This is a genomic window from Actinoplanes derwentensis (assembly GCF_900104725.1).
Lineage (GTDB): Bacteria > Actinomycetota > Actinomycetes > Mycobacteriales > Micromonosporaceae > Actinoplanes > Actinoplanes derwentensis.
The window spans coordinates 1301488-1325330 of sequence record NZ_LT629758.1 but is presented as its reverse complement, the minus strand read 5'-3'; the positions used below and the strand labels follow the sequence as shown (position 1 = coordinate 1325330).

The 23843-nt window shown below is 68.2% G+C and carries 22 protein-coding genes and 1 pseudogene; 4 read left to right on the top strand and 19 right to left on the bottom strand.

Features of this window, described 5'->3' with window-relative positions:
* Positions 1 to 49: 49 nt before the first annotated feature.
* Positions 50 to 1294: a L,D-transpeptidase gene (locus BLU81_RS05835; RefSeq protein ID WP_092542326.1), complete on the bottom strand. Its 1245-nt coding sequence runs from the start codon at positions 1292 to 1294 to the stop codon at positions 50 to 52.
* Positions 1295 to 1547: 253 nt separating this feature from the next.
* On the opposite strand from BLU81_RS05835, the gene BLU81_RS05830 reads away from it, so the two are divergent.
* A complete protein-coding gene (locus BLU81_RS05830) occupies positions 1548 to 2054 on the top strand; it encodes a GNAT family N-acetyltransferase (protein ID WP_231954210.1) in 507 nt (168 codons plus the stop codon).
* A gap of 12 nt (positions 2055 to 2066) precedes the next feature.
* Here the strand turns inward: BLU81_RS05830 and BLU81_RS05825 are convergent, their stop codons facing one another.
* The 3 genes from BLU81_RS05825 to BLU81_RS49090 are packed head-to-tail and all read right to left on the bottom strand — an operon-like array spanning position 2067 to position 5659.
* Positions 2067 to 2867, bottom strand: coding sequence for a hypothetical protein (locus BLU81_RS05825; protein ID WP_092542324.1), 801 nt, complete (start codon positions 2865 to 2867; stop codon positions 2067 to 2069).
* Complete coding sequence (locus BLU81_RS49095; protein WP_172890500.1) at positions 2864 to 4375, bottom strand: alkaline phosphatase D family protein; 1512 nt, start codon at positions 4373 to 4375, stop codon at positions 2864 to 2866. Before BLU81_RS49095 ends, BLU81_RS05825 begins: the two co-directional genes overlap by 4 nt.
* 30 nt (positions 4376 to 4405) lie before the next feature.
* On the bottom strand, positions 4406 to 5659 hold the full coding sequence (locus BLU81_RS49090) for a cation:proton antiporter (protein WP_172890499.1): 1254 nt from the start codon (positions 5657 to 5659) through the stop codon (positions 4406 to 4408).
* Positions 5660 to 5791: 132 nt separating this feature from the next.
* Between BLU81_RS49090 and BLU81_RS05815 the strand changes: the two genes are divergently transcribed.
* Complete coding sequence (locus tag BLU81_RS05815) at positions 5792 to 6820, top strand: FAD-dependent monooxygenase (protein WP_092556641.1); 1029 nt, start codon at positions 5792 to 5794, stop codon at positions 6818 to 6820.
* A 108-nt stretch (positions 6821 to 6928) separates the two neighbouring features.
* Complete coding sequence (locus tag BLU81_RS05810) at positions 6929 to 7585, top strand: NPCBM/NEW2 domain-containing protein (RefSeq protein ID WP_157751299.1); 657 nt, start codon at positions 6929 to 6931, stop codon at positions 7583 to 7585.
* Here BLU81_RS05810 and BLU81_RS05805 read toward each other — a convergent pair.
* The 8 genes and pseudogenes from BLU81_RS05805 to BLU81_RS05775 form a co-directional block, all read right to left on the bottom strand.
* Positions 7572 to 8975: a hypothetical protein gene (locus BLU81_RS05805; RefSeq protein WP_231954209.1), complete on the bottom strand. Its 1404-nt coding sequence runs from the start codon at positions 8973 to 8975 to the stop codon at positions 7572 to 7574. The two genes, BLU81_RS05810 and BLU81_RS05805, sit on opposite strands and share 14 nt — an antisense overlap.
* A gap of 64 nt (positions 8976 to 9039) precedes the next feature.
* Positions 9040 to 9546, bottom strand: coding sequence for a DUF3253 domain-containing protein (locus BLU81_RS05800; RefSeq protein ID WP_092542320.1), 507 nt, complete (start codon positions 9544 to 9546; stop codon positions 9040 to 9042).
* Positions 9547 to 9688: 142 nt separating this feature from the next.
* On the bottom strand, positions 9689 to 10198 hold the full coding sequence (locus BLU81_RS05795) for a hypothetical protein (protein ID WP_092542318.1): 510 nt from the start codon (positions 10196 to 10198) through the stop codon (positions 9689 to 9691).
* A 216-nt stretch (positions 10199 to 10414) separates the two neighbouring features.
* Complete coding sequence (locus tag BLU81_RS05790; protein ID WP_157751297.1) at positions 10415 to 11146, bottom strand: HNH endonuclease family protein; 732 nt, start codon at positions 11144 to 11146, stop codon at positions 10415 to 10417.
* Complete coding sequence (locus BLU81_RS50285; RefSeq protein ID WP_231954207.1) at positions 11143 to 11964, bottom strand: AAA family ATPase; 822 nt, start codon at positions 11962 to 11964, stop codon at positions 11143 to 11145. The genes BLU81_RS05790 and BLU81_RS50285 overlap by 4 nt, the downstream gene beginning before the upstream one ends.
* Before the next feature lie 297 nt (positions 11965 to 12261).
* A pseudogene (locus tag BLU81_RS51935) lies at positions 12262 to 12423 on the bottom strand (AAA family ATPase); the annotation flags it as partial.
* A 98-nt stretch (positions 12424 to 12521) separates the two neighbouring features.
* Positions 12522 to 13079 carry an AAA family ATPase gene (locus BLU81_RS05780; RefSeq protein WP_092542312.1) on the bottom strand — a complete coding sequence of 186 codons (558 nt, stop codon included), beginning with the start codon at positions 13077 to 13079 and terminating at the stop codon, positions 12522 to 12524.
* A 3-nt stretch (positions 13080 to 13082) separates the two neighbouring features.
* Positions 13083 to 15878 (bottom strand): FAD-binding and (Fe-S)-binding domain-containing protein, encoded by a 2796-nt coding sequence (locus BLU81_RS05775; RefSeq protein ID WP_231954205.1) that lies wholly within the window; start codon positions 15876 to 15878, stop codon positions 13083 to 13085.
* A 284-nt stretch (positions 15879 to 16162) separates the two neighbouring features.
* Between BLU81_RS05775 and BLU81_RS05770 the strand changes: the two genes are divergently transcribed.
* A complete protein-coding gene (locus BLU81_RS05770; RefSeq protein WP_092542310.1) occupies positions 16163 to 17197 on the top strand; it encodes a hypothetical protein in 1035 nt (344 codons plus the stop codon).
* 24 nt (positions 17198 to 17221) lie between these two features.
* Here the strand turns inward: BLU81_RS05770 and BLU81_RS05765 are convergent, their stop codons facing one another.
* The 7 genes from BLU81_RS05765 to BLU81_RS05735 form a co-directional block, all read right to left on the bottom strand.
* Complete coding sequence (locus tag BLU81_RS05765) at positions 17222 to 17563, bottom strand: carbohydrate kinase family protein (RefSeq protein ID WP_092542308.1); 342 nt, start codon at positions 17561 to 17563, stop codon at positions 17222 to 17224.
* 27 nt (positions 17564 to 17590) lie between these two features.
* A complete protein-coding gene (locus tag BLU81_RS05760) occupies positions 17591 to 17959 on the bottom strand; it encodes an ArsR/SmtB family transcription factor (RefSeq protein WP_269460993.1) in 369 nt (122 codons plus the stop codon).
* Positions 17956 to 18435 (bottom strand): SRPBCC family protein, encoded by a 480-nt coding sequence (locus BLU81_RS05755; protein WP_092556632.1) that lies wholly within the window; start codon positions 18433 to 18435, stop codon positions 17956 to 17958. The genes BLU81_RS05760 and BLU81_RS05755 overlap by 4 nt, the downstream gene beginning before the upstream one ends.
* Positions 18436 to 18509: 74 nt before the next feature.
* Positions 18510 to 20711 carry an alpha-L-rhamnosidase gene (locus tag BLU81_RS05750; RefSeq protein WP_092542306.1) on the bottom strand — a complete coding sequence of 734 codons (2202 nt, stop codon included), beginning with the start codon at positions 20709 to 20711 and terminating at the stop codon, positions 18510 to 18512.
* Between the two features lie 5 nt (positions 20712 to 20716).
* Positions 20717 to 21550: a carbohydrate ABC transporter permease gene (locus tag BLU81_RS05745; protein ID WP_092542304.1), complete on the bottom strand. Its 834-nt coding sequence runs from the start codon at positions 21548 to 21550 to the stop codon at positions 20717 to 20719.
* A complete protein-coding gene (locus BLU81_RS05740; RefSeq protein WP_231954204.1) occupies positions 21547 to 22434 on the bottom strand; it encodes a carbohydrate ABC transporter permease in 888 nt (295 codons plus the stop codon). Before BLU81_RS05740 ends, BLU81_RS05745 begins: the two co-directional genes overlap by 4 nt.
* Positions 22431 to 23738 (bottom strand): ABC transporter substrate-binding protein, encoded by a 1308-nt coding sequence (locus BLU81_RS05735; RefSeq protein WP_092542300.1) that lies wholly within the window; start codon positions 23736 to 23738, stop codon positions 22431 to 22433. The genes BLU81_RS05740 and BLU81_RS05735 overlap by 4 nt, the downstream gene beginning before the upstream one ends.
* Positions 23739 to 23843: the final 105 nt, after the last annotated feature.

The window sequence follows — 23843 nt, the reverse complement described above, 5'->3', positions numbered from 1 at the left end:
CTGGACCAGAACGGCTCCGGCCGACAGAGACTTTCGGCTCTGGTCGCGATCAGTTCCCGTAACGGTCGAACGAGACCGTCCAGTCGCCGAGCCCGTTCCAGATCGGTAGTTCGCGCGGGCTGTTCTTGACGTCGAGGATGTCGCCGAGCATGAAGTTCTCGTACACCCACTTGGCGTCGGCGGTGCTCAGGTTGATGCAGCCGTGCGAGCGGTTCTCCCGGCCCAGCGCCCCGTTCCACGGCGCGGCGTGCAGGAACTCACCCGAGTAGGAGATCCGGGTGCAGTAGTCGACCACCATCGGGGCGTAGAAGTTCGGGTCGTTCGGGTCGCTGACGCCGTAACTGCCCGAGCTCATCGAGTGCTTCCGCTCGATCGCGAGGACGACATGCGGACCACCGGCCGTCCAGTAGCTGATCTTCTCACCGTTCGAGCCGGTGGTGCCGCCGCCCTTGCCGAGGCTGCTCTTCATCGTCCGGACCAGTTTGCCGTTGATGTAGACCTTGGTCATGTGCGTGCGATTGTCGGCGATCGCGATCAGCTGGCGCCCGATCTTGAAGTTCGTCGAGACGTTCTTCGTGCCGTACGTCGTCTTGCCCAGCTTGACGCCGAACATGTTGACGGCCACCTTGATCTTGGTGCCAGCTTCCCAGTACTTCGCCGGCCGCCAGTGCACGGTACTGTCGTTCTTCCAGTAGAACTTGCCCTCGACCTGCGGCGACGTGGTGATCTCGATGGCCTTCTCGGCCGCCTTCTTGTTGACCGCGCGGCTGAACGCGACGATCACCGGCTGGCCGGCGCCATACGTCTTGCCCTCTTTGAGGGAGGTCATCGCGTTGGCCTGGAAGGTGACCTTCGCGGTGTTCTCCGGCTTCAGCGTGGTGAAGGTGACGTCCTCGGACGCCTCCCCGCCCACGCTGTCGGCGGTGGTGACAGTGACGGTGTACTTCTTGCCGTACGCCAGGTCCTCGGTGGACTTCCAGGTCCCGTCGTCCTGCAGCTTGCCGTCGATCTTCGCCTTACCGGCGGTGACGGTGACCGATTTCAGGGTGCCGTCGGCGACACTCACGGTGATCGGCTTCACCGGGGACACGTCGGCCGCCCCGGCCTCCGGGGTGACCGTCACCCGGACCGGAAGGGCCTTCTCGATGTTCGCCACCGGGTCGACCCACGCGGTGGTGTCGGTGGCGCCCGCTGCACCGGTCGTCGTGCTGCTGCTGCATCCGGCAGCGGTGGCGGTGACGGCAACGGCAGCCACACCCGCGGCGCCGATGATCACCTTACGTCGTCGAATCATGACTCTCACAATCGAGGGGTCCCGTTGGCGCCATCCATGGCCGTACTAGACAAGACGTGCGGGAGCCCCGAATCGTTGCCTGCAGAGTCGATCAAAGGATGGAGTTGCGTCATCCTGACAGATCTGGATCCAATCCGATACACCGCATCGACCGCTTGCCGTCCCCGATGCGGCTTGTGTCCGGCTTTCTTCATCCAGGTGGCTGAGGTCACCCTCAGCCGCCCTCACCACATCCACGACTGATTGGTGGCACATGCGCATCATGGCGATGACCGACGAGCACGCGGTACGGGTACTCGAGATCTACCGGCTCGGGATCGAGGGCGGGCACGCCACGTTCGAGACGGCGACGCCGGACTGGGAGCGGTTCGTCGCGTCGCGCCCGGCCGCACACCGGTTCGTGGCCGTCGACGAGAGTCCCGGCGACGAGAATGCCGGCACGGTGCTCGGCTGGGTGGCCTGCGGCCGGGTCTCGGACCGCGAGGTCTATGCGGGCGTGGTCGAGCACTCCGTCTACCTGGATCCCGCCGCACGCGGGCGCGGGATCGGCAAAGCCCTGCTCGGCGCGCTCATCGAGTCGACCGAGGCCGCCGGGATCTGGACCGTCCAGTCAGGGATCTTCCCGGAGAACACGGCCAGCCTCGCCCTGCACGCCGCCTGTGGTTTCCGCACCGTCGGCATCCGGGAGCGCGTCGGCCGGCACCACGGCGTCTGGCGCGACGTCGTCCTGGTGGAACGGCGCAGCCTCACGGTGATCTGACTCGCGAACCGCTCAGCCGTCCAGGCGAGGCGCAACCGATGGGGCAGGTCGGTCCACGACGAGCAGGTCGGTGATGCGGGACTGGTCGTCGGCGCCGTTGGCGGCGAGGGTGCGGATGCGCACAGCCGTCGTCGGGATCGGCGGGAGAGTGCTGGTCCGGGTGGTGGCGGTGTTTTCCCGGACGGTGTCGACGGTCAGCCAGGTCTCGTCGGACCAGATCTGGACATCCCAGTCCCGGAGACCACCCTGGGTCGCGGGGAGCGTGCCGACCACCACCCGGCACGGGTGAAACGGGGTGGCCCAGGCGACCTCGTAGTGGTCCGGCCACACGCGGTTGGTGCCGTCGATCCACCACGTGGCCGGGTCGCCGTCGGCTCCGGCGCACACCGGGCCGGCCGCCCGGAACGAGGACGCGGTGACCCGGGTGGCCCGGCTGGTCAGGTCGGCCCCCGATGACGGGCCGGTCACGGTCACCGCGACGGTCACCCGCTGGGTTCCGCTCGTGACGATCACCTCGCCGGCGATATCGGAACTGCTGCTGGGGGCGCTCACCCGGACCGGCACGGTTCGAGTCTGACCGGGCGGAAGCCACGTGGTGATCCGCTGTCGCTGCAGGTGCAGGGCCGGGGATGCGGACAGGATCGCGTCGGCGTACACCGGGATCTCGGAGGTGTTCGTCATTCGTACCGCGAGGTCTCGGGCATTGCAGCGACCCGTGATGACCATGAGGCTGCTTGGATCGACCGTGAGACGTACCGCCTCAGCCGGAACCGGCGTGCAGAGCAGCGCGCACAGCAGGGCCAGGCGGATCATGCCGGCATCAGGGCCGGCCGGGCTCGTTCGGAGACGAACGACGCGCGGGTGCTGATCGGGGAGTCGCGCGCCGTCACCCCGGTCAGCACCCGGTAGTCGGCGCGGAGGGTGTCGCGGGTCAGTTCGCAGCGGACGTAGCCGCGCTGGGCGTTCGCGAACCGCAGGTGAGGGTTGGCGCGTAACTGTTCGTCCAGCTGGGGCAGGGTGTCGGAGCCGTCGCCGCCGCTGGTGATCGAGGTGCCGACCAGTTCGACCGCCACCGCGGGGGTGTCCGGGCGGCTGAAGTCGGTGCGCAGGTCGGCGGCGTAGTTGACGTGGATGTCACCGGTCAGGACCACGGTTCCCGGTACGCGGGCGGCAGTGTCCAGGACGGCCCGTCGATCCGGTACGTAGCCGTCCCACTTGTCCATGTCGAGACGGCCTGCGCCGTAGCGGCATTCGGCGAGCATCACCTGTTGGGCCAGCAGGTTCCATCGGGCACCGGACGACGTCATCCCGTCGAGGAGCCATTGCCGCTGCTGCACGCCGAGCAGCGTACGAGCCGGGTCGTCGCGTTCCGGGCAGCCGGCCCGGAGACCGTCGCCGCATGCCTGGTCGGCGCGGTACTGGCGGGTGTCCAGGATGTACGCGTCGGCCAGGTCGCCGAACCGGAGCCGCCGGTAGAGAGGCATGTCCGGGCCGGTCGGCTGGCGCGGGCTGCGCAGCGGCTGGTTCTCCCAGTAGGCGCGGTAGGCGTCGGCCCGCTGCACGGCGAAGTCGGCGGCCGGCAGGGCGAAACGCGACGCCGTGTCGGCGTAGTTGTCCTGCACCTCGTGGTCGTCCCAGGTGAGCGCCCAGGGGAAGGCGGCGTGGGCGGCCTGCAGGTCCGGGTCGGTGCGGTAGAGGGCGTAGCGCATCCGGTAGAGGTCGAGGGTGTCGGTGGCCAGTTCGAACGTGTCCGGCAGTTGCAGTGCGGGGTCGGCGCGGGCGCCACCGGACTCGGTGACCGCGCCCTCGTAGATGTAGTCGCCGAGAAAGAACAGCACGTCCAGGTCCTCGGTCGCGAGGTGCCGGTGGGCGGTGTACCAGCCGGTGCCGTAGTCCTGGCAGGAGGCGACCGCGAACCGCATCCGGTCCGGGCTGGCGGTCCGGGCGGGGGCGGTGCGGGTCCGGCCGGCCGGGCTGAGGTGGCCGCCGGAACGGAACCGGTAGAAGTAGTCGCGGCCCGGCTGGAGACCACGGACGTCGACGTGGACCGAGTGGCCGTAACCCGCCGCGGCGGTGGCGGTGCCCTGACGTACCAGCCGGGTGAAGTGCTCGTCCTCGGCGACCTGCCACTGCACCGGATGGTCGGTGGCCGGCAGACCGCCTGCCGGGTCGAACGGGCGTGGTGCCAGGCGGGTCCAGAGGACGACGCCTTCCGGGAGCGGGTCCCCGGAGGCGACACCGAGGGTGAAGGGATAGGCGGTCGCCGGTACCCGCATCAGCGCCGCTCCACCCAGGGTGAACAGCTCACGGCGCGTGACCATCGTGTCTCCTCCCAGCCTTCCGCTGAGAAGTTACCGTGCCCGTTTTATGGTTAAATTTCGGGATGCTTCGCGATGGCTCACCCGACCGACGATCACCGCGCCCGGACCGTGCACCAGCACACTGGCGATCACCGTCAGCGTCATCGTCGTCAGCGCCGTGTCCGCCAGCTCCCCCGCGGGCAGATCGTTGAAGGCGAGCAGACCGAAAACGATCGACGTGGTGCCGCGCGGCCCGATCGCCCCGATCGCGAACCGGTCCCGCATCGTGGTGGTGGATCCGAGCAGAGCCAACAGCATCGGTACGATCCGCACCACGGTGAGGACGGCCAGGCAGTACAGCGGAATCCGCCAGCCGACCCCGTCACGCACCGTCATCACCGCCGCGTTGCCCAGGTAGAACCACATGCCGACGGTCAGCAGCGCCGCCACGTCCTCCAGCAGCTGCAACTCGGGCGTCTGCGCGGGATTCTTCACCCGGCGCCGGGGTGCCACCTTGCGCAGGAAACGGAACGCGATCCCGCAGACGAACGCCGCCACGAACCCGTTGCCGCCCAACTCGACGGTGGCCGTGTAGGTGAACAGCGGCACCGCCACCACCAGGACCCGCCGGGACTGCCCGGTCACCCACTCGCGGCGTTCGGCCAGGTTCATCAGCCACGCGACGGCCAGCCCGAACGCGAGCCCGCACGCGACCGCCTTCAACGCCGACGGCACGGCGGTGGCGAGAGCTTCGAGCGGGGTGTCGGCCGGTGACGACGTACCGGCCAGGATCAGCGCGAACGCGAAGATCGGCGACACGATGCCGTCGTTGTAGCCGCTCTCCACGTTCAGCACGTCCCGCACCCGGGCGGGTACGAGGCGGTCCCGGACCAGGGATTCGGCGGGCGCCAGGTCGATCGGCACGAGCGCGCACCCGATCACCAGCAGCGCCGGCCACGACAGACCGTCCGGAAGCAACAGCCAGCCGAGCAGCACCGCGGCGACCAGGCTCAACGGCATGGCGACCAGCAGCGTACGGACGGCCATCCGCGGTTCGGCACCGAACAGCCGCCCGCCGTGGACCTCGTTGGCGTCGACGAACAGCAGCACGGCCAGGATGATCTCGGCGACGTGCTGGGCCACACCCGCGTCGAGCGTGTCGGCGATCGCGCTGGTGGACAGCCCGGTGGCGAGACCGGCGAGAACCATGACGAGAGGAGCGCGTACGTTCCACTGCTCCAGGCCCCGGGCGCACAGCGACCACAGACCCGTGACCGCGGCGAGCACCACCAGGCAGAGGATCATGATCTACGGTAGGACGCCGGCCAGTCCTCCGGAGCGGGAACGAGGAGGTCCGCCCTCCCGTCGCGCGGAATCGACGACGCTGAGCGCGGGCCGCGTACGAAATGGAGTGTCGGGCAGGATGGGGGCATGGCCATCCGCAGAGTGATCATCGCCGGGGGTGGTGTCGCGGGGACCGCGACGGCGCTCGCACTGTCGAAAGCCGGTATCGAGGCCGAGGTGTACGAGGCGCACCCGTCCCGTGGGGCGGATGCCGGCGCGTTCCTGACCGTGATGCCGAACGGGATGGCCGGGCTCGCCGAGATCGGTGCGGCCGAAGCGGTGGACGCGGTGTCGTACCCGGCCCGGACCGTGACGCTGCTCGACACCGAAGGGCAGCGGCTCGGGCACCGGCCGATCGACGCCCCGTCCCGGTCACTGACGCGGGCCGCGCTGTACCGGGCGCTGCAGCAACTCGCGGTCGCCCGGGGCATCCCGGTGCACCACGGCCGGCGGATGACCGGGGCCACCACCGGTGCTGACGGCGTCGAGGTCACCTTCGACGACGGCGGCACGGTCACCGGGGACGTGCTGGTCGGCGCGGACGGCATCCACTCCCGGACCCGCCGGCTCATCGACCCCGCCGCGCCCGAACCGCGTTACTCCGGGCAGCACGTCGTCTACGGCTACACGCCCGGCAATCCGGCCGGTCTCGACCTCGACGAGTACTACATGATCCGCGGCGGCCAGGCGTTCTTCGGCTTGACCGTGCCCGGCGGCGACGGCCGGACCTGGTGGTTCGCCCGCTTGCGCGGCCCGCAGCCGGCCGCCGGACTGAGCCCCGGCCAGTGGCGTGACCTGGCCCTGTCGGCGTGCCGCGACGACAGCACCCCGGCGCACGACCTGATCGCGGCCGCCGGCACGACAGTCGTCGGCGGCGACTCCTACGACATCCCGACCACCCCGCACTGGCACGGCGCCCGGATGGTGCTGACCGGCGACGCCGCCCACGCCGCGGTCCCGGCCGCCGCCCAGGGCGCGTCGATGGCCATCGAGGACGCGGTCGCCCTGGCCACGGCCCTGAGCGAGCACGACGACCCCACAACGGCTTTCACCGCGTACGAGAAACGCCGTCGCCTGGAAACCGAGGAAACCGTCGCCGCGAGCGCCCGCATGGGCTCCTGACACTGACCGTCGCGGCAGGTTCGGCCGGTATCCGAGCGGTGACAACGACACTAGGGTGAACGCCGACCGGCGTTCCGGCCATCGCTCGCCCCGATCGGAGTCGTGCCGTTGTCCAATCCCGAATCGCCCGACCAGAAGTCGCCCGAGACACGCCGGTGGGTGATCGGCACCGCGATAGCCGTCGTCACGGGCGTCATCTCGGCAGTGGCGCTGGCCAACGACATCAACCCGTTCCGCGACGAACCGGCCGCGGCACCGGCCCCCGCGATCACCACCACCTCGCCCTCAGCGTCCACCGCCGCTATTTCTCCTTCCGACGCCGCGTCCAGTACTCCTTCCAGTGCTGAGCCAGCCGTCTATCTCTCCAACCTGGAACCGGTCGACGGAGATCCGCGGTCCCAGTCCGCCACGCTTTACGACGGCAAGTCCACCAGCGATTTCACCAGCAGCATCACGTCCTCGATAAACAGTTTCGACTCGGAGAAGAAGGTCGTCTACACCATCGAGGACGGCTGGAACCATTTCCGCGCCACGATCGGCATCGACACGTCGTCGAAGCCCGGCGCGAAAGTCAATTTCCGCGTGTATCTGGACGGCGATCAGGTCGGCTCGGGCAACCTCTTGACCATGCAGGAGACCAAGGAACTGGACATCCCCGTCACCGGCCGGAGCCAGATCCAGCTCGTCATCACCGCCGAGAAAACCGGCGGCGTCGGCGGCAGCGGCCGAGCCGTGTGGGGCGACGCCCGCTTCACCACTGACTGATCCCTCCGTACGCCGCCAGCACTGACCGCCAGTCGAGGGCCGGGTTCGCGGCGGCGTGTTCGGCCAGTTCCGGATCGTCGAGCAAGGCGGTGACGCGGCCTGCGGGGAGACGGGGACAGCGGGCCATCGTCCGGCGTACCGAAGAATCGGGGTCTCTGGTCAGATTGTCGATCACCGTCGGATCGGTGCCGGGATCGCGGGCGACCAGGCATCGCATCAGATGATCGGGATGGTCGGCGAAGTGGGCCAGGCCGGTGTGCGGGAACTGCGGGAGCGCGAGCAGCCGGGAGCGGTGCCGGCCGTCGAGGTAGCAGCTCAGCAGCAGTTCGCCGGGAGCGGCGGGCTGGTGCAGGGCCAGGTTCGCGCGTACCGCCGCATCGGGGTCCGCGGCGAGGATCGGGATCATCTCGGTGGGCAGGGCCGGGTGTTCGGCCGCCCGGCGGCGCAGTCGCGGGTTCGCCGACTGCGCCCACGACCGGACCAGGTACGGGTCGAGGTCGGCGCGGCCGGCCAGGATTGCCTGTTCATTTTCGGTCAGGTACGCGTGAGTAGAGATCACGGTGCGAACGTCGTCGTCAGGATCGGCGGCCAAGGCGGCGACCTGCTCGGCGGTCAGGTCCGTGCGGGCGGCGACACCGGCCCGGACCTCGGCGTCCGCATGTCGCGAGAGGGCGTCGACCAGGTGCGGCGGGATGGTCGCGTTCCTGGTGAAGTACCGGACGGCCACCAGGTCGCCGGAGGCCGCGATCTGCTGGGCGAGAGCTGGCGACAGCGGCCGCTGCAGCACGTTCCAGGTGGCGTGGCAGTGGTGGCGGGGCAGGTCGGCGGGTTGCATGATCCGCTCGTGCTCCGCGACGGAGGCGGCCGCAATCTCCGCCACCCGATAATCCGGATCGGTCAGTAGCTGCCGCAGATCATCGTGCCAGGCATGGACCGCAGCGAACTTGCGCACCCGCGGGTCCGGGTGCCGCCCGGCAAGGAAGACCCGATTCCAGTCCGCCCAGAGCAGTTCCCCGAAAAGCTCCTCCGGCGTGAACAGCGGATCGTCCGGCTGGTCGAGCACACCCGTCATGGCCCGCGTCAGGGTTTCCTCCGGCAGTGGCGGCTGCTGATCACGGGTCCCGAACACACCGGCCCGCACCCGGCGGTCCGGGTCACCGAGCAGCCGATCCCGCAGAACCGGATCCAACCGCGGGTACCGCGCGACGGCCACCCGCACCCGCCACGAACCGTGCCCCGCCAACTGCTCCTGCACCGCCGAGGGCAGGTCGGCGCGCGCGACCAGACCTGCGGCGACCGGTTCCGGCCATTCCCGGAGCAGCTCCATCAGTACGTCGACCGGCACCGCCGGGTTCTCCGCCAGTCCACGCAGCACAGGTTCCCGTTCCACTCGACCGAGCGTAGGCACCCGGTCAACCGAACCTGTGCGGCCGCCGGCCGCACCTGCGGCCGGGTCAGGGCGCGGCGTCTCCCCAGCCCGGGCCGCGAGCCAACCGAACAGGCCCGGCCGCGGTCGCCACGTCGACGTCGGCACCGTGCTGGCGGACAACGATGTCTCCCTGTTGCGCCAGTTCGGCAGCCACCTCTCGGGCCGCGTCCACCAGGTCACGCCACGACTCCCCGCCGACGACCCGGGCCGCGTCGCTGGGGCAGATGGTGGCATCGGGACGGCGGTGCCGCAGCAGCACCCGGATCGCCGCGGCCAGCCGTACCCGCTGCCCGCCAGTCGTCGGTTCCCACCAGGGATCACCGCGTTCCCCGAGCGCCACTTTGGCGTCCTGAACCCGCGGCCGAGCCGTCTCCGGATCCCGCCGAACAAGCCGGCGGGCGTCCATCAGCTCGTCAACGAGTTCCTGCCGAAGCGCCGCGGGAATACCCGGATCAGTGGCCCGCCACCGCCGCCCGGAAACGATCAGGTACCGCCCGTCCTCGGTCATCGTGCGTTCCTCACCCGAACTCATGCAGCCATTGTCGCCGGGCCCACCGCCCGCCGGCCCCACCTTCGGTCCAGGTTCACCATCAGCCTTCCCAGAAGCAGGAATCGATGGCTTTCCTGGCGAGAATGTCTGATCGGAAATGGATGGGGAGAGGTGCGTCGCGATTTCAGACGACGGGAAAGTTCCAGTGGAGTGGGAGAGGCTGCTCGCAGAGGGCGCAGGTGAAGTCGTGCTCGTGGACGATGTTGCGTTCGTTGCAGGATGGGCAGCGGCGGAACACCACCTGGTACGTGAAAGCGCCCGGATGGCCTATATCGGCACGGTTCAGGGCGGCGGCGACCGCGGGCCAGCAATCCGGGTCGGCGCAGTAGCCGGTGGATTGGTTGGTCACCTCGGTCACCGACCATCCGAACTCGGACCTGCCGAAAGTCATCTCACCGGCGGCCAGCACGTCGTTTCCGCGAGCGCAGGCGACGTGCTCACTTCGGCGAGGGGCCACACGCAGCGTTCCCGCGACGGTCACGATGAAGGTGACCATTTCGTCAGGGTCGTGCTGCTGCGCATTCATCCATGACCGAAGGTCCGCCGTGGTGATGATGTCCATGGCCACGGTCCCGGCCGGCGAGTCACGGATCTCGTCGGGGCCAACGTAGCGGTAGCGCTGACGTTCCTCCATCGCTGGAACATATCGGCGGGTGCCGTCTTTCGGCCACCGAAATCATCAGACTCAACAGGAGCCGGAACTGTCGTTCGGGATATTCTTCCCGGATACGACGTGACGCATCGAGGAGAACGAACTTCTCGGGACTGAGAACAATAAAGTCGTCAAATCGTGAATTTTCGATCATCGGGCGACTCCTATGCGGCACTGTTCGCCACGCAGAAGAAACTGTCACAGATTACAGCGAGGAAAGATCGCCTGGATCGCGGGAAGACTTTGCAGTGCGTATCTGGCCAGCGCCGGTTCGACCGCTTTGGCGGCGAGCCGGCCGGTGCGGATGTCGTGCGCGAAGTGGTGGAACGCGTCGACGACAGGCAGGAACCGCAGGTCCTCGACGTCGTCAGCGTCGAGCGGGCGCTGAGCCGTCGCCGCCTCCCTGAACACGCGGAGGACTCCCCGCCACGAGCGGTGCCGCGCGTCGACAAGTTCGCTACGCGCGTTGAGTCCGAGCACGTCGATCGTCTCCCGGCCCTGCGGCGTGAGATCGATGAACTCCCCTGTACTGGCCATTGTCATATGGTCGGCGAAGTCGGCGACGCTGGGGTCCAACAGCAGCGGGTGTCCTGCCGCGTCGAGCGGAAACGTCTCTTTCTTGGCCTGCTGATTGCAGAATCCACAGGCGAGGATGTGGTTGTCCCAGTCGAAGGTCTGCAACGGATCGTGAATGATGGGAGTGAAGTGGTCGACGTCGGTGCCGCGGCTTTCGTAGCAGTACATGCAGAACGAGGGCCGGGCGCACATGGTCAGGAGCTGCTTCTTGAGATCCTGGCGTGTGACGGTCGCATTCTGCCACTTCTCCCGAGCGGTGTTCTTCGGAACAGCGCTGGCAGCGATTTTCGCGGTCGCCTGGGCCATGCGTGTGGAGAGACCGGCCGGAAGTGAGCCGCGGGCAATGGGGATCAAACGTCGTCCCCCAGGACGTCGCGTACCCGGCTGCCGGGCGATGGCGAGAGAGCCTCGGACAATGCCGCCAGTCTGGCGAGATCTTCCGTACCCGCTTGGCCCCGGATCGCCAGCCGTTCGAGTTCGGTGAGCACGGCTCGCAGGTCGTCGACACGTTCGGAGTAGGGCGAATCCAGTCCGAACAGGTCAGTCAGTACAGCGTCGTCGCCGCTTCCGTTCACCACGCGACGGAAGAGGGCGTCGCTGGCGACACGCGGCGGGAAGTCGTCCTCCGGCCCCGGCAGTTGGATCAAGCCGCCGGGCGAGGCGCTCTGGCAGATGTACGGGCTGTGGCTCGTGACGATGAACTGTATGTACGGGAAGTGCTTGAGGAGCCAGGGAGCTATCCGCTTCTGCCACGAAACGTGCAGGTGTACGTCGATCTCATCGATCAGGACGACGCCGGATGTACTGATGACCGGCTGCCTGTCGCCGGTCCACTCGATCCTCGTGTCGAAACAATCGTTGATCTGGCGCACGATGTCGGTGATCAGCGCGGTCACCGTGCGGTAGCCATCGCTCATCTCATCGATGCGGATGGGCGAACCCGAAGACCTCGTGATCCACAGACCGTCCGGATCGACCCGGTCGACGATGTATCCGTCGGGGAACAGCCCGTCGTTGAGGAGCGCGATGACCCGCTCCTCAAGCTCGGCGTAGCTGGAGAATCCGGAACGAGCCCGATAATTGACCTGCTGAAGCCACTGCACAGTCTCGGCGAGTGACGCTTCTTCCCGGAACAGGGTGGCGAATCGGGCCGTGGTCCAATCGCCGGCCATCAGCCGGGCGACCTCGCCACTCGTGCCGGCCAGGCGCCGGAACGGGCCGTATCCCGCGGCGAACCAACCGGTCGGTCTCGGCGACCACAACGATCGCTCTGCCACCTTGCCGTCGGCTCCGTCACCGGTGTCGGCTTGGGGCCGGGCTCGGGCACCCTCGGTCTGCTCCCATTTGAGCGCGGCCGTGAAGACGTCTGCCGGGCTCACGATGTCAGCCTTCACCGTCGCGCGTGTTTCTCCGTGACTGACCCAGTCGCGGTCGCCCTCGGTGAGACTGTTCGCCACCTCGGGCCCAGCCAGAGCCGTTGCCGCAGCACGAAGAAGAGTCGTCTTCCCTGACCCGTTACGGCCGGCGACGACGGTGAAACCGTGGAAGCGGTCGCGCCCGAATTCGAGGTCGATGGTCCGTGAGCCGTGAAAACCACGCACCCCTTGGACGCGCAGGCGTTGCAGGTACACCGACAGACCCTCCGCCAGAGATCACGTTTCGCGCGTCATGCCCGACGCATTTGCCGCGCCCGAAGTTTACTTCAGTCGCCGAGAACCGCACCGGCAACTCACGGAGCCCTTTCCTGGCAGCGACGGCAGCGAGTGGGGCACGGCGTCTGTGGCTCGGTATTGGTGAGGCCGCTCAAGTTCAGCACGGTGGTCACGGTTTCCTCGAAGGTGGTGGATTCCGGGATCACCACCTCGTGGGGTACGCCGAGCAGGTCCCGTTCCGTGTACCAGCCGCGCATCGTCTCCGCGGTCACCGGGATCGGTTCGGCACGCAGTGCGTGACGCCGGACCGTCTCCTCGAACGACACGTCCAGATAGAAGCAGGTCGCGGGCACGTCCTCGACGAGACGCCGCAGCGGGTCGCCGTACTGTCCGGTGTGCAGAATGCCTTCCAGGATCACGTGATAGCCGGCGTCGAGGGCGGCACGCGCCGTTCCCACGATGAATCCGGGCGCGACCGCGTCAGCACCGTTGCCGCCGTGTTCCCGGAGTACGACGCGGCGCAGATGGTCCTGCTCGATGAGGGCGCAACCGCGCCCGTAACGCCGCCGCGCCTCCCGAGCCGTCGTCGTCTTTCCGCTTCCGGAGTTTCCGCGAAGAATGACCAGAGCCGTCATCGCTCAGCGGCCGATGCGTTCCTGGAGTAGCTGGACCAGGTGGACTCCGGAGACGCCGGCCAGATCGTCGGCCTGGGTTCGGCAGGAGAAACCGTCGGCGAGGAAGATGTCGCCCTCTTCCGCCTTCTCCAACGCGGGCAGCAACTGCTGTTCGGCCACCGCCACCGAAACCTCGTAATGGCCGCGTTCGACGCCGAAGTTGCCGGCCAGACCACAGCAGCCGCCGAGGCGCTTGACGGTGGCTCCGGCTTTCTTCAACAGTTTGGCGTCGGCGTCCCAGCCCATCACGGCATGGTGGTGGCAGTGCGGTTGCGCGATCACCCGTACGCCCGCCAATGATGGTGGGGTGTAATCGGGAGTGGCGGCGAGCAGTTCAGCCACCGTCATGGTCGCGGCTGCCACGGCGGCGGCGGCCTCGTTGTCGACCAGCTCGACGGCGTCCTGGCGGAGCACCCCGGTGCAGGACGGTTCCAAGCCGACGATCGGAATGCCTTGCTTGACCGATTCGTGCAGCTCAGCGACGGTGGCGCCGAGGATGCGGCGGGCCGCGTCGAGCTGGCCGGTGGAGATCCAGGTGAGGCCGCAGCAGGCTTTCCGGCTGGCGATCTGTGGCGCATACCCGGCGTCGACCAGCACGTCCACGGCAGCGCGGGCGATCTCCGGCGAGAAGTGGTCGGTGAAGCTGTCCACGAACAAGACGACCGGTTTACCCACTGAGATCGGCTTGAATGTAGACCTGAACGTCGAAGGCGCAAAAGTCGGGATGTTTCGGCGCTTGTCGACACCGGCCACCCACAACGCCAGCCCACGAATACCGGGCAATCCAGTAGCCAAGTTCGCCAACGCCGGCATCTTCGAAGCCAATCGTGACCACCGTGGCAACCACCCGAGCGAATAATGCGACCGAGGGCGCACCCGCCCTTTATAACTCTGGTGAATCACCTCGGACTTGTAGGCCGCCATATCGATACCGGTCGGGCAGTCCGACGCACAACCCTTACACGACAAACACAGATCAAGCGCATCGTGTACGGCCGGTGAGCGCCAATCCGGAGCCAATTCTCCGTCCAGCATCTCCTGCAGTACCCGGGCCCGCCCCCGAGTCGAATCCTTCTCGTCCTTGGTGGCCAGGAACGACGGGCACATCACCCCACCGAGCACCGAGGTGTCGACGCGGCACTTTCCGACCCCCGTACAACGGTGGACAGCCTGGTTGAAGTCCCCCCCGTCGGAGTGGTAGGCCAGTGCGAGCGGGACGGTGACCTTGCGGGCCTGGGAGACGCGGATGTTGGCGTCGACCGGATCGGGATCGACGATGTTTCCCGGGTTGAGCAGATTGCGCGGGTCGAAGACTCCTTTGATCTGCCGGAACAGGTTCATCGCGTCGGGCGAGTACATGCGGCTCAGCAGTTCGGAGCGGGCCCGGCCGTCGCCGTGTTCGCCGGACAGTGACCCGCCGTAACTGACGACCAGGTCGGCGGCGTCTTCGAGGAACGCCCGGAACAGTGCCGGCCCGTCCGGTTTGTCCAGCGGGAAGTCCAGGCGGACGTGCACACAGCCGTCGCCGAGGTGGCCGTACGGCATGTTCGACAGCCCGTGCCGGGTGGCCAGCGCGTCGAAGTCCCGCAGGTAGGCGCCGATCCGGGCGGGCGGCACCGCGGCGTCCTCCCAGCCGGCGTGCGCGGGCCGGCCACTCGGGGCCCGGCCGGCCAGACCGGCGCCGTCCTCCCGGATCTTCCACAGTGGGGCCGCCTCGGCGACGTCCTCGACGATCCGGTGGTCGACGGCCTCGGCCGCAGCGACCAGGCCGTCCACGCGTGAGCGGACCTCGTCCGGGTCGTCACCGGCGATCTCGATCATCAGCCAGGCGGTTCCGGCGGGCAGCGGCGGCACCGCGTCCGGGCCGCGGCGGGACCGCACGACGTCACAGATCCGGTGGTCGAGGCCTTCGCAGGCGGTCGGTTTGAACTCCAGGATCTTCGGGATGATGTCACCGGCCGTACCGAAATCGGGGTAACCGAGCACGATCATCGTCCGGTGCACCGGGTCGGCGACCAGCCGGACCGTCGCCTCGGTGAGCACCGCGAGGGTGCCCTCGCTGCCGACCAGGAACTCGGTGAGGTTGAACCCGTTCTCCGGCAGCAGGTGCTCGACGGCGTATCCGGAGACCTGGCGGCCGAAGGTGGCGAACTCGGTGCGGCCGATGGCGAGATGCTCACCGATCACGTTCCGCAACGACGAAACGACCGCTTCGGCCCCTTTGAGGGGATTGGTGAGCAGCTCCTCACCCTCGATGGTGTAGGCCCGCAGCCCGACGGTGTTGTCCGAGGTCCGCCCGTAACCCAGGGTCCGCGCCCCGCACGAGTTGTTGCCGATCATGCCGCCGATGGTGCAGCGGGTGTGCGTCGACGGGTCGGGGCCGAACCGCAGCCCGTACGGTTTGGCCGCCGCCTGGAGCACCGACTGCACGGTCCCGGCCTGCACCCGGGCGGTGCGAGCTTCGCCGTCGACGTCGAGAACCTTGTTCATGTGCCTGCTGAAGTCGAGGATCAGCCCCGACCCGATCGCGTTACCGGCCACCGACGTCCCCGCGCCACGGGCCGTGATCGGCACCCCCAGCTCCCGGGACACCGCCAGCGCGGCCAGCACGTCGTCGTCGTGCCGCGGCCGCACGATCGCCTGCGGAACCACCCGGTAGAGGGACGCGTCACTCGAGTACGCCGACCGGTGCGCGGCATCGGTGAGGATGTCGGTGATCCCGGCCCGGCGCAGGGCGGCAGTCAGATCGGCACTGGTCACGCGGATCTCCAAGGCTGTTTTCGTGCTGGTCCGCCTCGGGCAGCGTGCAGCGGTGAACCTGCTTCGGACGTCGACGCCATCGTAATCCGCCCACCTTGACACCCCGCACACCGCCGGATGCGCTGTGAGATCACTCGCCGATTCCCAACAGGTGAGGCCGGTCGCCCGCGAACAACGGTGGGCGCCGGTCAATTGATCAAAACCCTTCGCACCCGTACTCTCCTCATGAATCGCCATCAATGAACCGTTTTGAAACGGTTCCCCGCGCCCCTGAGGAGACGCGAGTGGACGACGGCCAGCTGCCCACCGAGCTGCGGATCGCCGGCTACATCAAGCCGGTCGGAAGGCACCGGAACCACTCGGAGCAGCCACGGATAGCCTGGCCGGAGATCTCCGACTACTGGCCGGACGCCCCGCCGCAGAGCAACTGGCAGGGCCTGCTGCCGCCGAACGCGTACAGCGTCGCTCACGACGATCAGCCCACCGAACTCCGGGGCCGCCCGTGGTCGCAGCGCCCGGTCATCCTCACCGGGATGACGGCGCTGCTCGTCGTCTTCGGGACGGTGCTGCTGGCCCGCCCGCTCGCGATCTCGGAGGTCACCGACCGCCCGGTGGCCGCACCGACGGACGTCATCCCGCTGGAACCGCTGCCGGTCGCGTCGCCGTCCCCGTCGTTCTCCTTCTCGCTGCCGCCGACCACCACCGCCGTCGCCGCGTCACCGTCGCAGACCAGCCCACCCGCGACGATCAAGAGGGCGCGCCTGGAGTTCGTCTCCGGCGTCACCGTCCTGTCGGTGCGGATCATGGACCTGGACGGCGAGAACTACCAGGTCACCTCCGCGTCGGGCGCCCCGGTCGACGCCGACGTCACGTTCTCCGGCGGCGTGCTGAGAGTCGACGTGAAACCCGGCGGCGCCGACGCGGGCGAGGTCGAGATCCGCCTGAGCCGCAGCATCATCTGGCACCTGCGTCTCGGCGCCGGGGTCAAAACCCTCAACTTCAACAGCATCGCCGGTACGGTGTCCCGGATCGACCTCGACGGCGGCGCCGAGTCGATGAACCTGGTCCTCGGCCGCCTGGCCGGCGTGGTCCCGATCCGGATGACCGGCGGCGTCGGCACCTGGACCATCAGCACCGCCACCCGAGTCCCCACCCGCGTGTTCATCCGCGCCGGAGCCGGCAACGTGACCCTGTACGGCCGGGCGAACGGCGGCACCGCCCCCGAAACAGTCCTGGGCACCACCAACCTGACCACCGGCCCGGCCTTGGACATCGACGCCACCGGCGGCATCGGTTCCCTGGAGGTCAACCGCAGCTGACCGACCGGGCCCGGTCAGCTCCGCCTACTCGGCGGTGACGGTTTCGCGGGCCGGGGTCCGGGATGCGAAGTCGTCGACGATGGCGAGGTCGTAGGAGCCCGCGTCGGTGCCCAGGCCCTGCGCGACCTGGGCCGCGGTGGCGCAGCCGAGCAGGGCGGCGTCGCGCAGGGTTCGGCCCTGGGCCCGGCCGAGGATGAAACCCGCCGAGAACGCGTCACCGCAACCGGTGGTGTCGACGACGTCAACCCGGAAGGCCGGGACGCTGATCGTCTCCTCGGCAGTCACCACCAGGGCACCCTTGCTGCCGTGAGTCACCGAGACACAGCCGGCGCCGGCCCCGATCAGCGCGCGAGACGCAGTGACCAGGTCGTTGGCACCGGCACCGGCACCGTCTCATTGGGGCGGCGGTTCCTTGTGGAGCGGCGACTCCTTCTGGACCTGGCGATTGATCTGCTCGGCGAGGGATCTGATCCGCTGGAGGCGGGCGTCCCAGGAAGCGCCGACCGAGGACAGCTGGGCCACCGCTCGGGCCAGTCGACCGTCGTCGACCCGGTAACGGCGCTCCCGGCCGGACGGGAGACTGTGGACCAGGCCGGCGCGCTCCAGAACGGTCAGGTGTTTGGCGACGCCCTGCCGGGTCACCGAAAGGCGGTGACCCAGCGAGGTGGCGGTGCCGTTGCCGTTGTCGGCGAGCAGCAGATCGAGCATCCGGCGCCGGGTCGGATCGCCGATCGCCTGCCAGAGGTCGTCGTCGACTATCACGGTGTGACGTGCAGGGACGCGACATAGGGGGACAGGCGTGGCAGGAAATGGTCCCAGCCGTTCTCGTGGTCCCGGTAGTTCTGCTCGGCAAGTGCCTCGCCCCAGCCCCGATCCCGGAAGCCGGACTCGGTCATCCGCAGCAGCGTCCCGTCGCCCTGCGGCATCAGGTCGAACTCGACCAGGTAGGAGTTGCCCGGCGCGGCGGGCTCCCCCTCGGCGTGGTTCCATCGGAACGAGAACGACCGGGGCGGGCGCACATCGACCACCGTGAACTGCTCGACCTTGACGCCGGGGCCGGAAGCGCAGGAAGCGCTGTCCGAGCCGAAAGCGATGTGCCCGGACCCGCCCGGCTCCACCGGATAGACCGCCTCGTCCGGCCACCACCGCTTGACGTGCTCGGGCTTGCTGACCACCTCGAACACGATCTCCGGCGCCGCGTCGACGTAGATCGAGCGCTCGATTGTCCCGTACTCCATGAGATCCTCCTGCAACCTTTGGTTGCGCATCACGTTACTCCAGCCGAGGCGCCATGCGCAACCAAAGGTTGCTCTTAGCGGAAGGTGGTGCCGGGGCTGAGTTCCGCGTCCGGCTGACCGGGCAGGGACAGCACGCCGGTCACGCCCTCCGGCAGGGTCACGTCGGCGGTGACCGCGCCGTCGGCGGTGAGCTGCCAGGACACCTCGATCCGGCCGTGCCGGGTGTCCAGGCCGGCGCGGGCCCAGGTCAGACCGCCGCCGGGCCGGGGCGCGATCCGCACCCGCGAGTAGCCGGGCTCCAGCGCGCTGATCCCTCCGATGGTGCGGTGCATCCAGTCCGCCACCGCCCCGAGCGCGTAGTGGTTGAAGCTGGTCATCTCCCCCGGGTTGATCGTCCCGTCGGGCAGCATCGAGTCCCACCGCTCCCAGACGGTGGTGGCCCCCATCGTCACCGGATAGAGCCACGACGGGCACCCTTGTTCCGTCAGCAGGCGGTAGGCGTCGTCGAGGTGCCCGGTTCTGGTCAGCGCGTCGGTGATGTATGGCGTTCCGGCGAATCCGGTGGAGACTCGGTAGCCGCTGTCCGCGACGAGTGCCGACAGCCGCTGCCCGGCCAGCGTCTGCAGTGCGGGGTCGAGAAGATCGAAGGCGATGGCAAGGGTGTACGCGGTGGTGCAGTCGGAGTGGATCATGCCGTCAGCGGTGACGTACTGGGTGTTGAACGCCTCGCGGGTACGGGCCGCCAGGGCGGTGAACTCGGCCTCGTCGTCATCGTGGCCCAGCAGCGCGGCGGTCTCGGCCACCAGGGTGAGTGACCGGTGGTAGGCGGCGGTTGCGACGACGCCCGGGTCGGCCTTGGCCTTGGCCGGGTTGTCCGCCGGGGCGTCCGGGTCGAGCCAGTCCCCGAACTGGAACGACGCGTCCCACACGCCGGACGGTGACAGCAGTGTCCGGACCCGCCGGACGTGCGCGGTCATCGACGGATACTGACTTTCGAGGATCGTACGATCGCCGTAGGCCTGCCAGAGGGTCCAGGGAACCCAGACGGCCGCGTCGGACCAGAAGGCCGTACTGTCCGGGTCGGGGAAGTCCGGCGGACTGCCCTGGTACTTGAGGACGTCCGGAATGACGAACGGCACGAGACCGTCGGCGGCCAGCTGTTCGGCGGCCAGGTCGGCGAGCCAGTCGGCGAGGAACCCCGAGGTGTCGAACAGGTAGGCGGCGGTCGGCGCGAAGACGGCGAGGTCGCCGGTCCAGCCGAGCCGTTCGTTGCGTTGCGGGCAGTCGGTGGGCAGGTCCAGGAAGTTCCCGCGCGTGCTCCACACGACGTTGCGGTGCAGTTGGTTGAGCAGTTCGTCGGAGCATTCGAAAGTGCCGGTGCGGCGCAGATCCGAATGGACGACGACGGCTTCCAGCGACAGCGGAACACCTGACGGCCAGCCGGTGACCTCCGCGTACCGGAAGCCGTGGAATGTCAGGGTCGGCTCGAAGAAGTCGGAGCCGCCGCTGAGGATGAACCGGTCGGTGGCCTGGGCGTCGCGCAGGGGGCGGGTGCCGAGTTCGCCGTTCTCGATGACCTCGGCGTGCCGGATGCGGATCTCCGAGCCGGCCGGGCCGGTGACGGTGAAGCGGAGCCAGCCGACCAGGTTCTGCCCGAAATCGATCAGGGTCCGCCCGGTCGGCGACTCCCAGACCCGCACCGGAGCGACGACCTCCTGCCGGGTGACCACCGGCCCGATGTACGGGGTGAGCAGTGACTTGTCGAAGGCGAGTTCGCGGACCGCGAGGCGCCACGTGCGCTGTTCGGTCCGCAGCCGGGCGTCGATGGTCTGCCCGTGGTAGAGGTCGTCGGCGATGACGTCGGAGTTGTCGGCGGTCCACGTCTCGTCGGTGACGATCAATTGACGGGTGCCGTCGGTGTAGAGAATCGACAGTTCGGCGATGACCCCGAGCCGGTCGCCGTAGAAGGCCCGCCCGCCCATGAATCCGAGCCGCCCGCGGTACCAGCCGTTGCCGACGAGCACGGTCAGCACGTTCTGCGAGCTCAACAGACCGGTGACGTCATGAGTGACGTACCGCAGCCGGTGTTCGTAAGAAGTCCACCCGGGGCTGAGGACGTCGTCGCCGACCGGTGTGCCGTTGATCCGCGCCTCGTGCACGCCGAGGCTGCTGATCCGCAGGGTGGCCCGGGAGACCGGCGAGTCCACCGGGAACTCGGTGCGGAAGACCGGGGCGCTGCCCAGCTCGGTGACGGGGGTGATGAGACGACCGTGCATGGGGGTCAACCTTTCACCGAGCCGGCGGTCATGCCGGACACGATCTGGCGCTGGAAGATCATGAACATGACCAGCGGCGGCACCGTGATCAGCAGGATGTCCATGAACAGGAGGTTGTAGGAGTTGGTGTACTGGCCCTGGAAGTTGAAGAGCGTCAACTGGACGGTGGCGTTCTCGTCGCCGGGCAGGAAGTAGAGCGGGCTGGCGAAGTCGTTCCAGATGAACACCGTCTGCACCACCACGACGGTCACGATGATCGGCCGCAGCAGCGGCAGCACCACCCGGAAGAAGAGGCTGAGCGGGCCGGCGCCGTCGATGGTCGCCGCCTCGTCCATCTCCTTCGGGATTCCCGCGATGAAAGCTTGGAAGAGCAGGACACAGAACGCCATCGCGTACGCGATCTCGACCAGGATCAGGCCCGGCATCGTCTTGAACAGTCCGAGCTTCTGCAGCACCCAGATCGTCGGGACCACCGCGGGCGGCAGCACCAGCCCGGAGAGGATGATCAGGTTGACCGCTCTGGTCCAGCGGTTCTGACGGCGCTGGAGCACGAAGCCGGCCATCGCGGCGAGCACCGCCACCGCGGACACGCTGGCCACGGTGAGGATCGTGCTGTTGATGAACGCGATGATCAGCAGGTAGTCGCGGGCCTCGATGACGGCGGTGAAGTTCTCCACCAGCGCCCATCGCGTGGGCCAGGAGAAGTCCAGGGCCGCCGACTCCTGCTGGGTCTTGCCGGCGGTGAGCAGGATGAACGCGAACGGCAGCAGGAAGACCACACCGAACACGACGATCGCGAGACCGCTGAGCGGATAGCTGGCTTTGGTACGCGTACTCACGCGGTCTCGTCCTTTCGGTTGAAGAACCAGAACAACGGGAGCGCGATCAGGATCACCAGCAGGAAGAGGACGACGTTTCCGGCGGTGGAGAGCCCGTAGAAGCCGGCCTGGTACTGCTTGTAGATCACCGACGCCATCACGTCGGAGGTGAACCCGGGTCCGCCTTTGGTCATCGCCCAGATCAGGTCGAACTTGCGCAGCCCGCCGATCAGCGACAGCAGGATCACCGACACGGTCGCCGGTTTCGCCAGCGGCAGGGTGATGTTGCGGAACCGGTGCCAGGCGCCGGCCCCGTCGACGCGGGCGGCTTCGAAGTACTCCCCCGGGATCGACAGGATGCCGGCCATGTAGATGACGGTGGCCAGGCCGACCCCCTGCCAGACGTCGACGAACGCCACCGACAGCAGCGCCCAGTCCGGGTCGACCAGCCACGCCGGGCCGGTGATGCCGATCCAGCTCAACAGTTGATTGATGACGCCCTCGGTGGGATGCATCAACACTTGAAAAGTCAACCCCACACCGATCGTGCTGACGAGTACGGGGAAGAAGGCCACCGAGCGCATGAAGCCACGGCCCAGGATCGGCCCGGTGAGCAGCACCGCCAGGGCCATCCCGAGGATCACTTTCAGTCCCGAGGTGACGGTCGCGTAGACGAGGGTGTGCCACAGTCCGGAGGCGAGCGCGGGTTCCCGGAAGAACTGCGCGTAGTTGTCGAGCCCGATGAACTCCTGGTCGAACAGGGTCCACCGGGTGAGGCTGAACCAGAACGCCATCACCGACGGGACGAGGAAGAAGACGGTGAAGACCAGGCCCCCGGGGATCAGGAACCAGTACGGGTAGGGGCTCTTCTGGCGCCCCGTCACGTCGGTGATGGTCACGGTCACCAGCCCTGGATGCCGAGCTGCTGGGCCTGCTTCTTGACGTCCTCGTCGTAGAGTTTCGCGGCGTCGGCAGCGGACCGGATCCCGGAACCGACCTCGACGGTGATCTGCTCCAGGGCCGGGCCCTTGATCGGGGACAGGAACTCCAGCGCGGGGCTGGCCTGACCGGCGTCGACGTACGCGCTCAGGTCCTTGACCGCCGGGGCCACGTCGGCCGGCAGCGTGCAGGACTTGACCACGAACGGGCCGCCGACCGGGGCGGCGCTGCCGTAGGCGGTGCAGCCGTCGGCGGAGGCGACGAACGCCTGGAACTTCTTGGCGGCGGCCAGCTTGTCACCCTCGGTGCTCTTGGGGATGTAGATGCCGGACGGCTCCCACAGGGTGACGCCGTTCTTGCTCGCGTCGGTGCCGGGCAGGGCGAAGAACCCGACGTCGTCGACGTTGTCCGGAGCGGCGGTGTCCAGCGCCGGGACGCCGAAGGTGATCATCGGGTAGTGGCCGGCCTTGCCGGTGGCGACAGCGGCGAGCCCGTCGTTGTACTTGGCCGACGCGTAGTCGGAGTTCCAGTACCCGGCCTTCTCCAGTTCCTCCAGGTGCTGGAACCCGGCCTGGGCGGCGGGTGTGGTGGCGTACTTCGCCTTGTTGGCGGTGTAGTCGTCGGCGAAGGCCGGCACGGCGGCGGCGACGTTGTGGAAGTCGGCGAGTACCAGGACCTGGGAGGTCCAGGACTCACTGTAGGTCTGCTGGACCGGGGCGACACCGGCCGCCTTGATCTTGGCGTTGTTGGCCATGAAGTCGGCCCAGGTCTTGGGGACCTGCAGGCCGAGCTTGGTGTAGAGCGGCTTGTTGTAGAAGATGCCGCCGCCGACCGCCGGGCCCCACGGCGAGCCGTAGACCTCGCTGTTCACCGTGACCACCTGCTTGAACACGGTGTCCAGGTCGCCGACCCAGGCCTCGCCGGTGACCGGGGTGAGGTTGGTCTGCGGGGCGATCGCCTGCAGCAGCGAGCCGGAGTTGTATTCGAAGACGTCGGCCATGTCGCCGGTGGCCAGGCGGGTCTTGACGAGGTTGTCGCCCTCGCTGCCCTGCGGCCGGGTGTCCAGCTTGACGTCGACGTCGGCGTTCTCGGCCTCGAACGCGGCGATCATCGCTTCGGCGACCTTGACGTTCGACGGGTCGTTGTTGGTCAGGAAGGTTATCGGGGTCTTGCCCGCGGCGGCGTCGTCACTCGAACCCAAGGAGCCGGCGCTGCAGCCCGACAGGCAGAGCGCTCCGGCGAGAAATGCGGTCGCACCGAGTTTCCTCATATGAACCTCCGGTTTCGCACATGTTTGTAGATCGGTCTCCAGAGGAGATGGCCGTCACAGTAGACCGATCTACGCGAGCCACACAAGAGCTGTCTCGAAACGTTT

Coding starts and splice junctions, on each gene's coding strand:
- BLU81_RS05780 (WP_092542312.1), bottom strand. CDS start 13,079: ATGACGGCTCTGGTCATTCTTCGCGGAAACTCCGGAAGCGGAAAGACG.
- BLU81_RS05825 (WP_092542324.1), bottom strand. CDS start 2,867: ATGATCCGCCTGGCCCTGCTGTGCGCGCTGCTCTGCACGCCGGTTCCG.
- BLU81_RS49095 (WP_172890500.1), bottom strand. CDS start 4,375: ATGGTCACGCGCCGTGAGCTGTTCACCCTGGGTGGAGCGGCGCTGATG.
- BLU81_RS50285 (WP_231954207.1), bottom strand. CDS start 11,964: ATGGCCGGCGATTGGACCACGGCCCGATTCGCCACCCTGTTCCGGGAA.
- BLU81_RS49090 (WP_172890499.1), bottom strand. CDS start 5,659: ATGATCCTCTGCCTGGTGGTGCTCGCCGCGGTCACGGGTCTGTGGTCG.
- BLU81_RS05735 (WP_092542300.1), bottom strand. CDS start 23,738: ATGAGGAAACTCGGTGCGACCGCATTTCTCGCCGGAGCGCTCTGCCTG.
- BLU81_RS05835 (WP_092542326.1), bottom strand. CDS start 1,294: ATGATTCGACGACGTAAGGTGATCATCGGCGCCGCGGGTGTGGCTGCC.
- BLU81_RS05750 (WP_092542306.1), bottom strand. CDS start 20,711: ATGCACGGTCGTCTCATCACCCCCGTCACCGAGCTGGGCAGCGCCCCG.
- BLU81_RS05795 (WP_092542318.1), bottom strand. CDS start 10,198: ATGGAGGAACGTCAGCGCTACCGCTACGTTGGCCCCGACGAGATCCGT.
- BLU81_RS05830 (WP_231954210.1), top strand. CDS start 1,548: ATGCGCATCATGGCGATGACCGACGAGCACGCGGTACGGGTACTCGAG.
- BLU81_RS05755 (WP_092556632.1), bottom strand. CDS start 18,435: ATGGAGTACGGGACAATCGAGCGCTCGATCTACGTCGACGCGGCGCCG.
- BLU81_RS05800 (WP_092542320.1), bottom strand. CDS start 9,546: ATGAGTTCGGGTGAGGAACGCACGATGACCGAGGACGGGCGGTACCTG.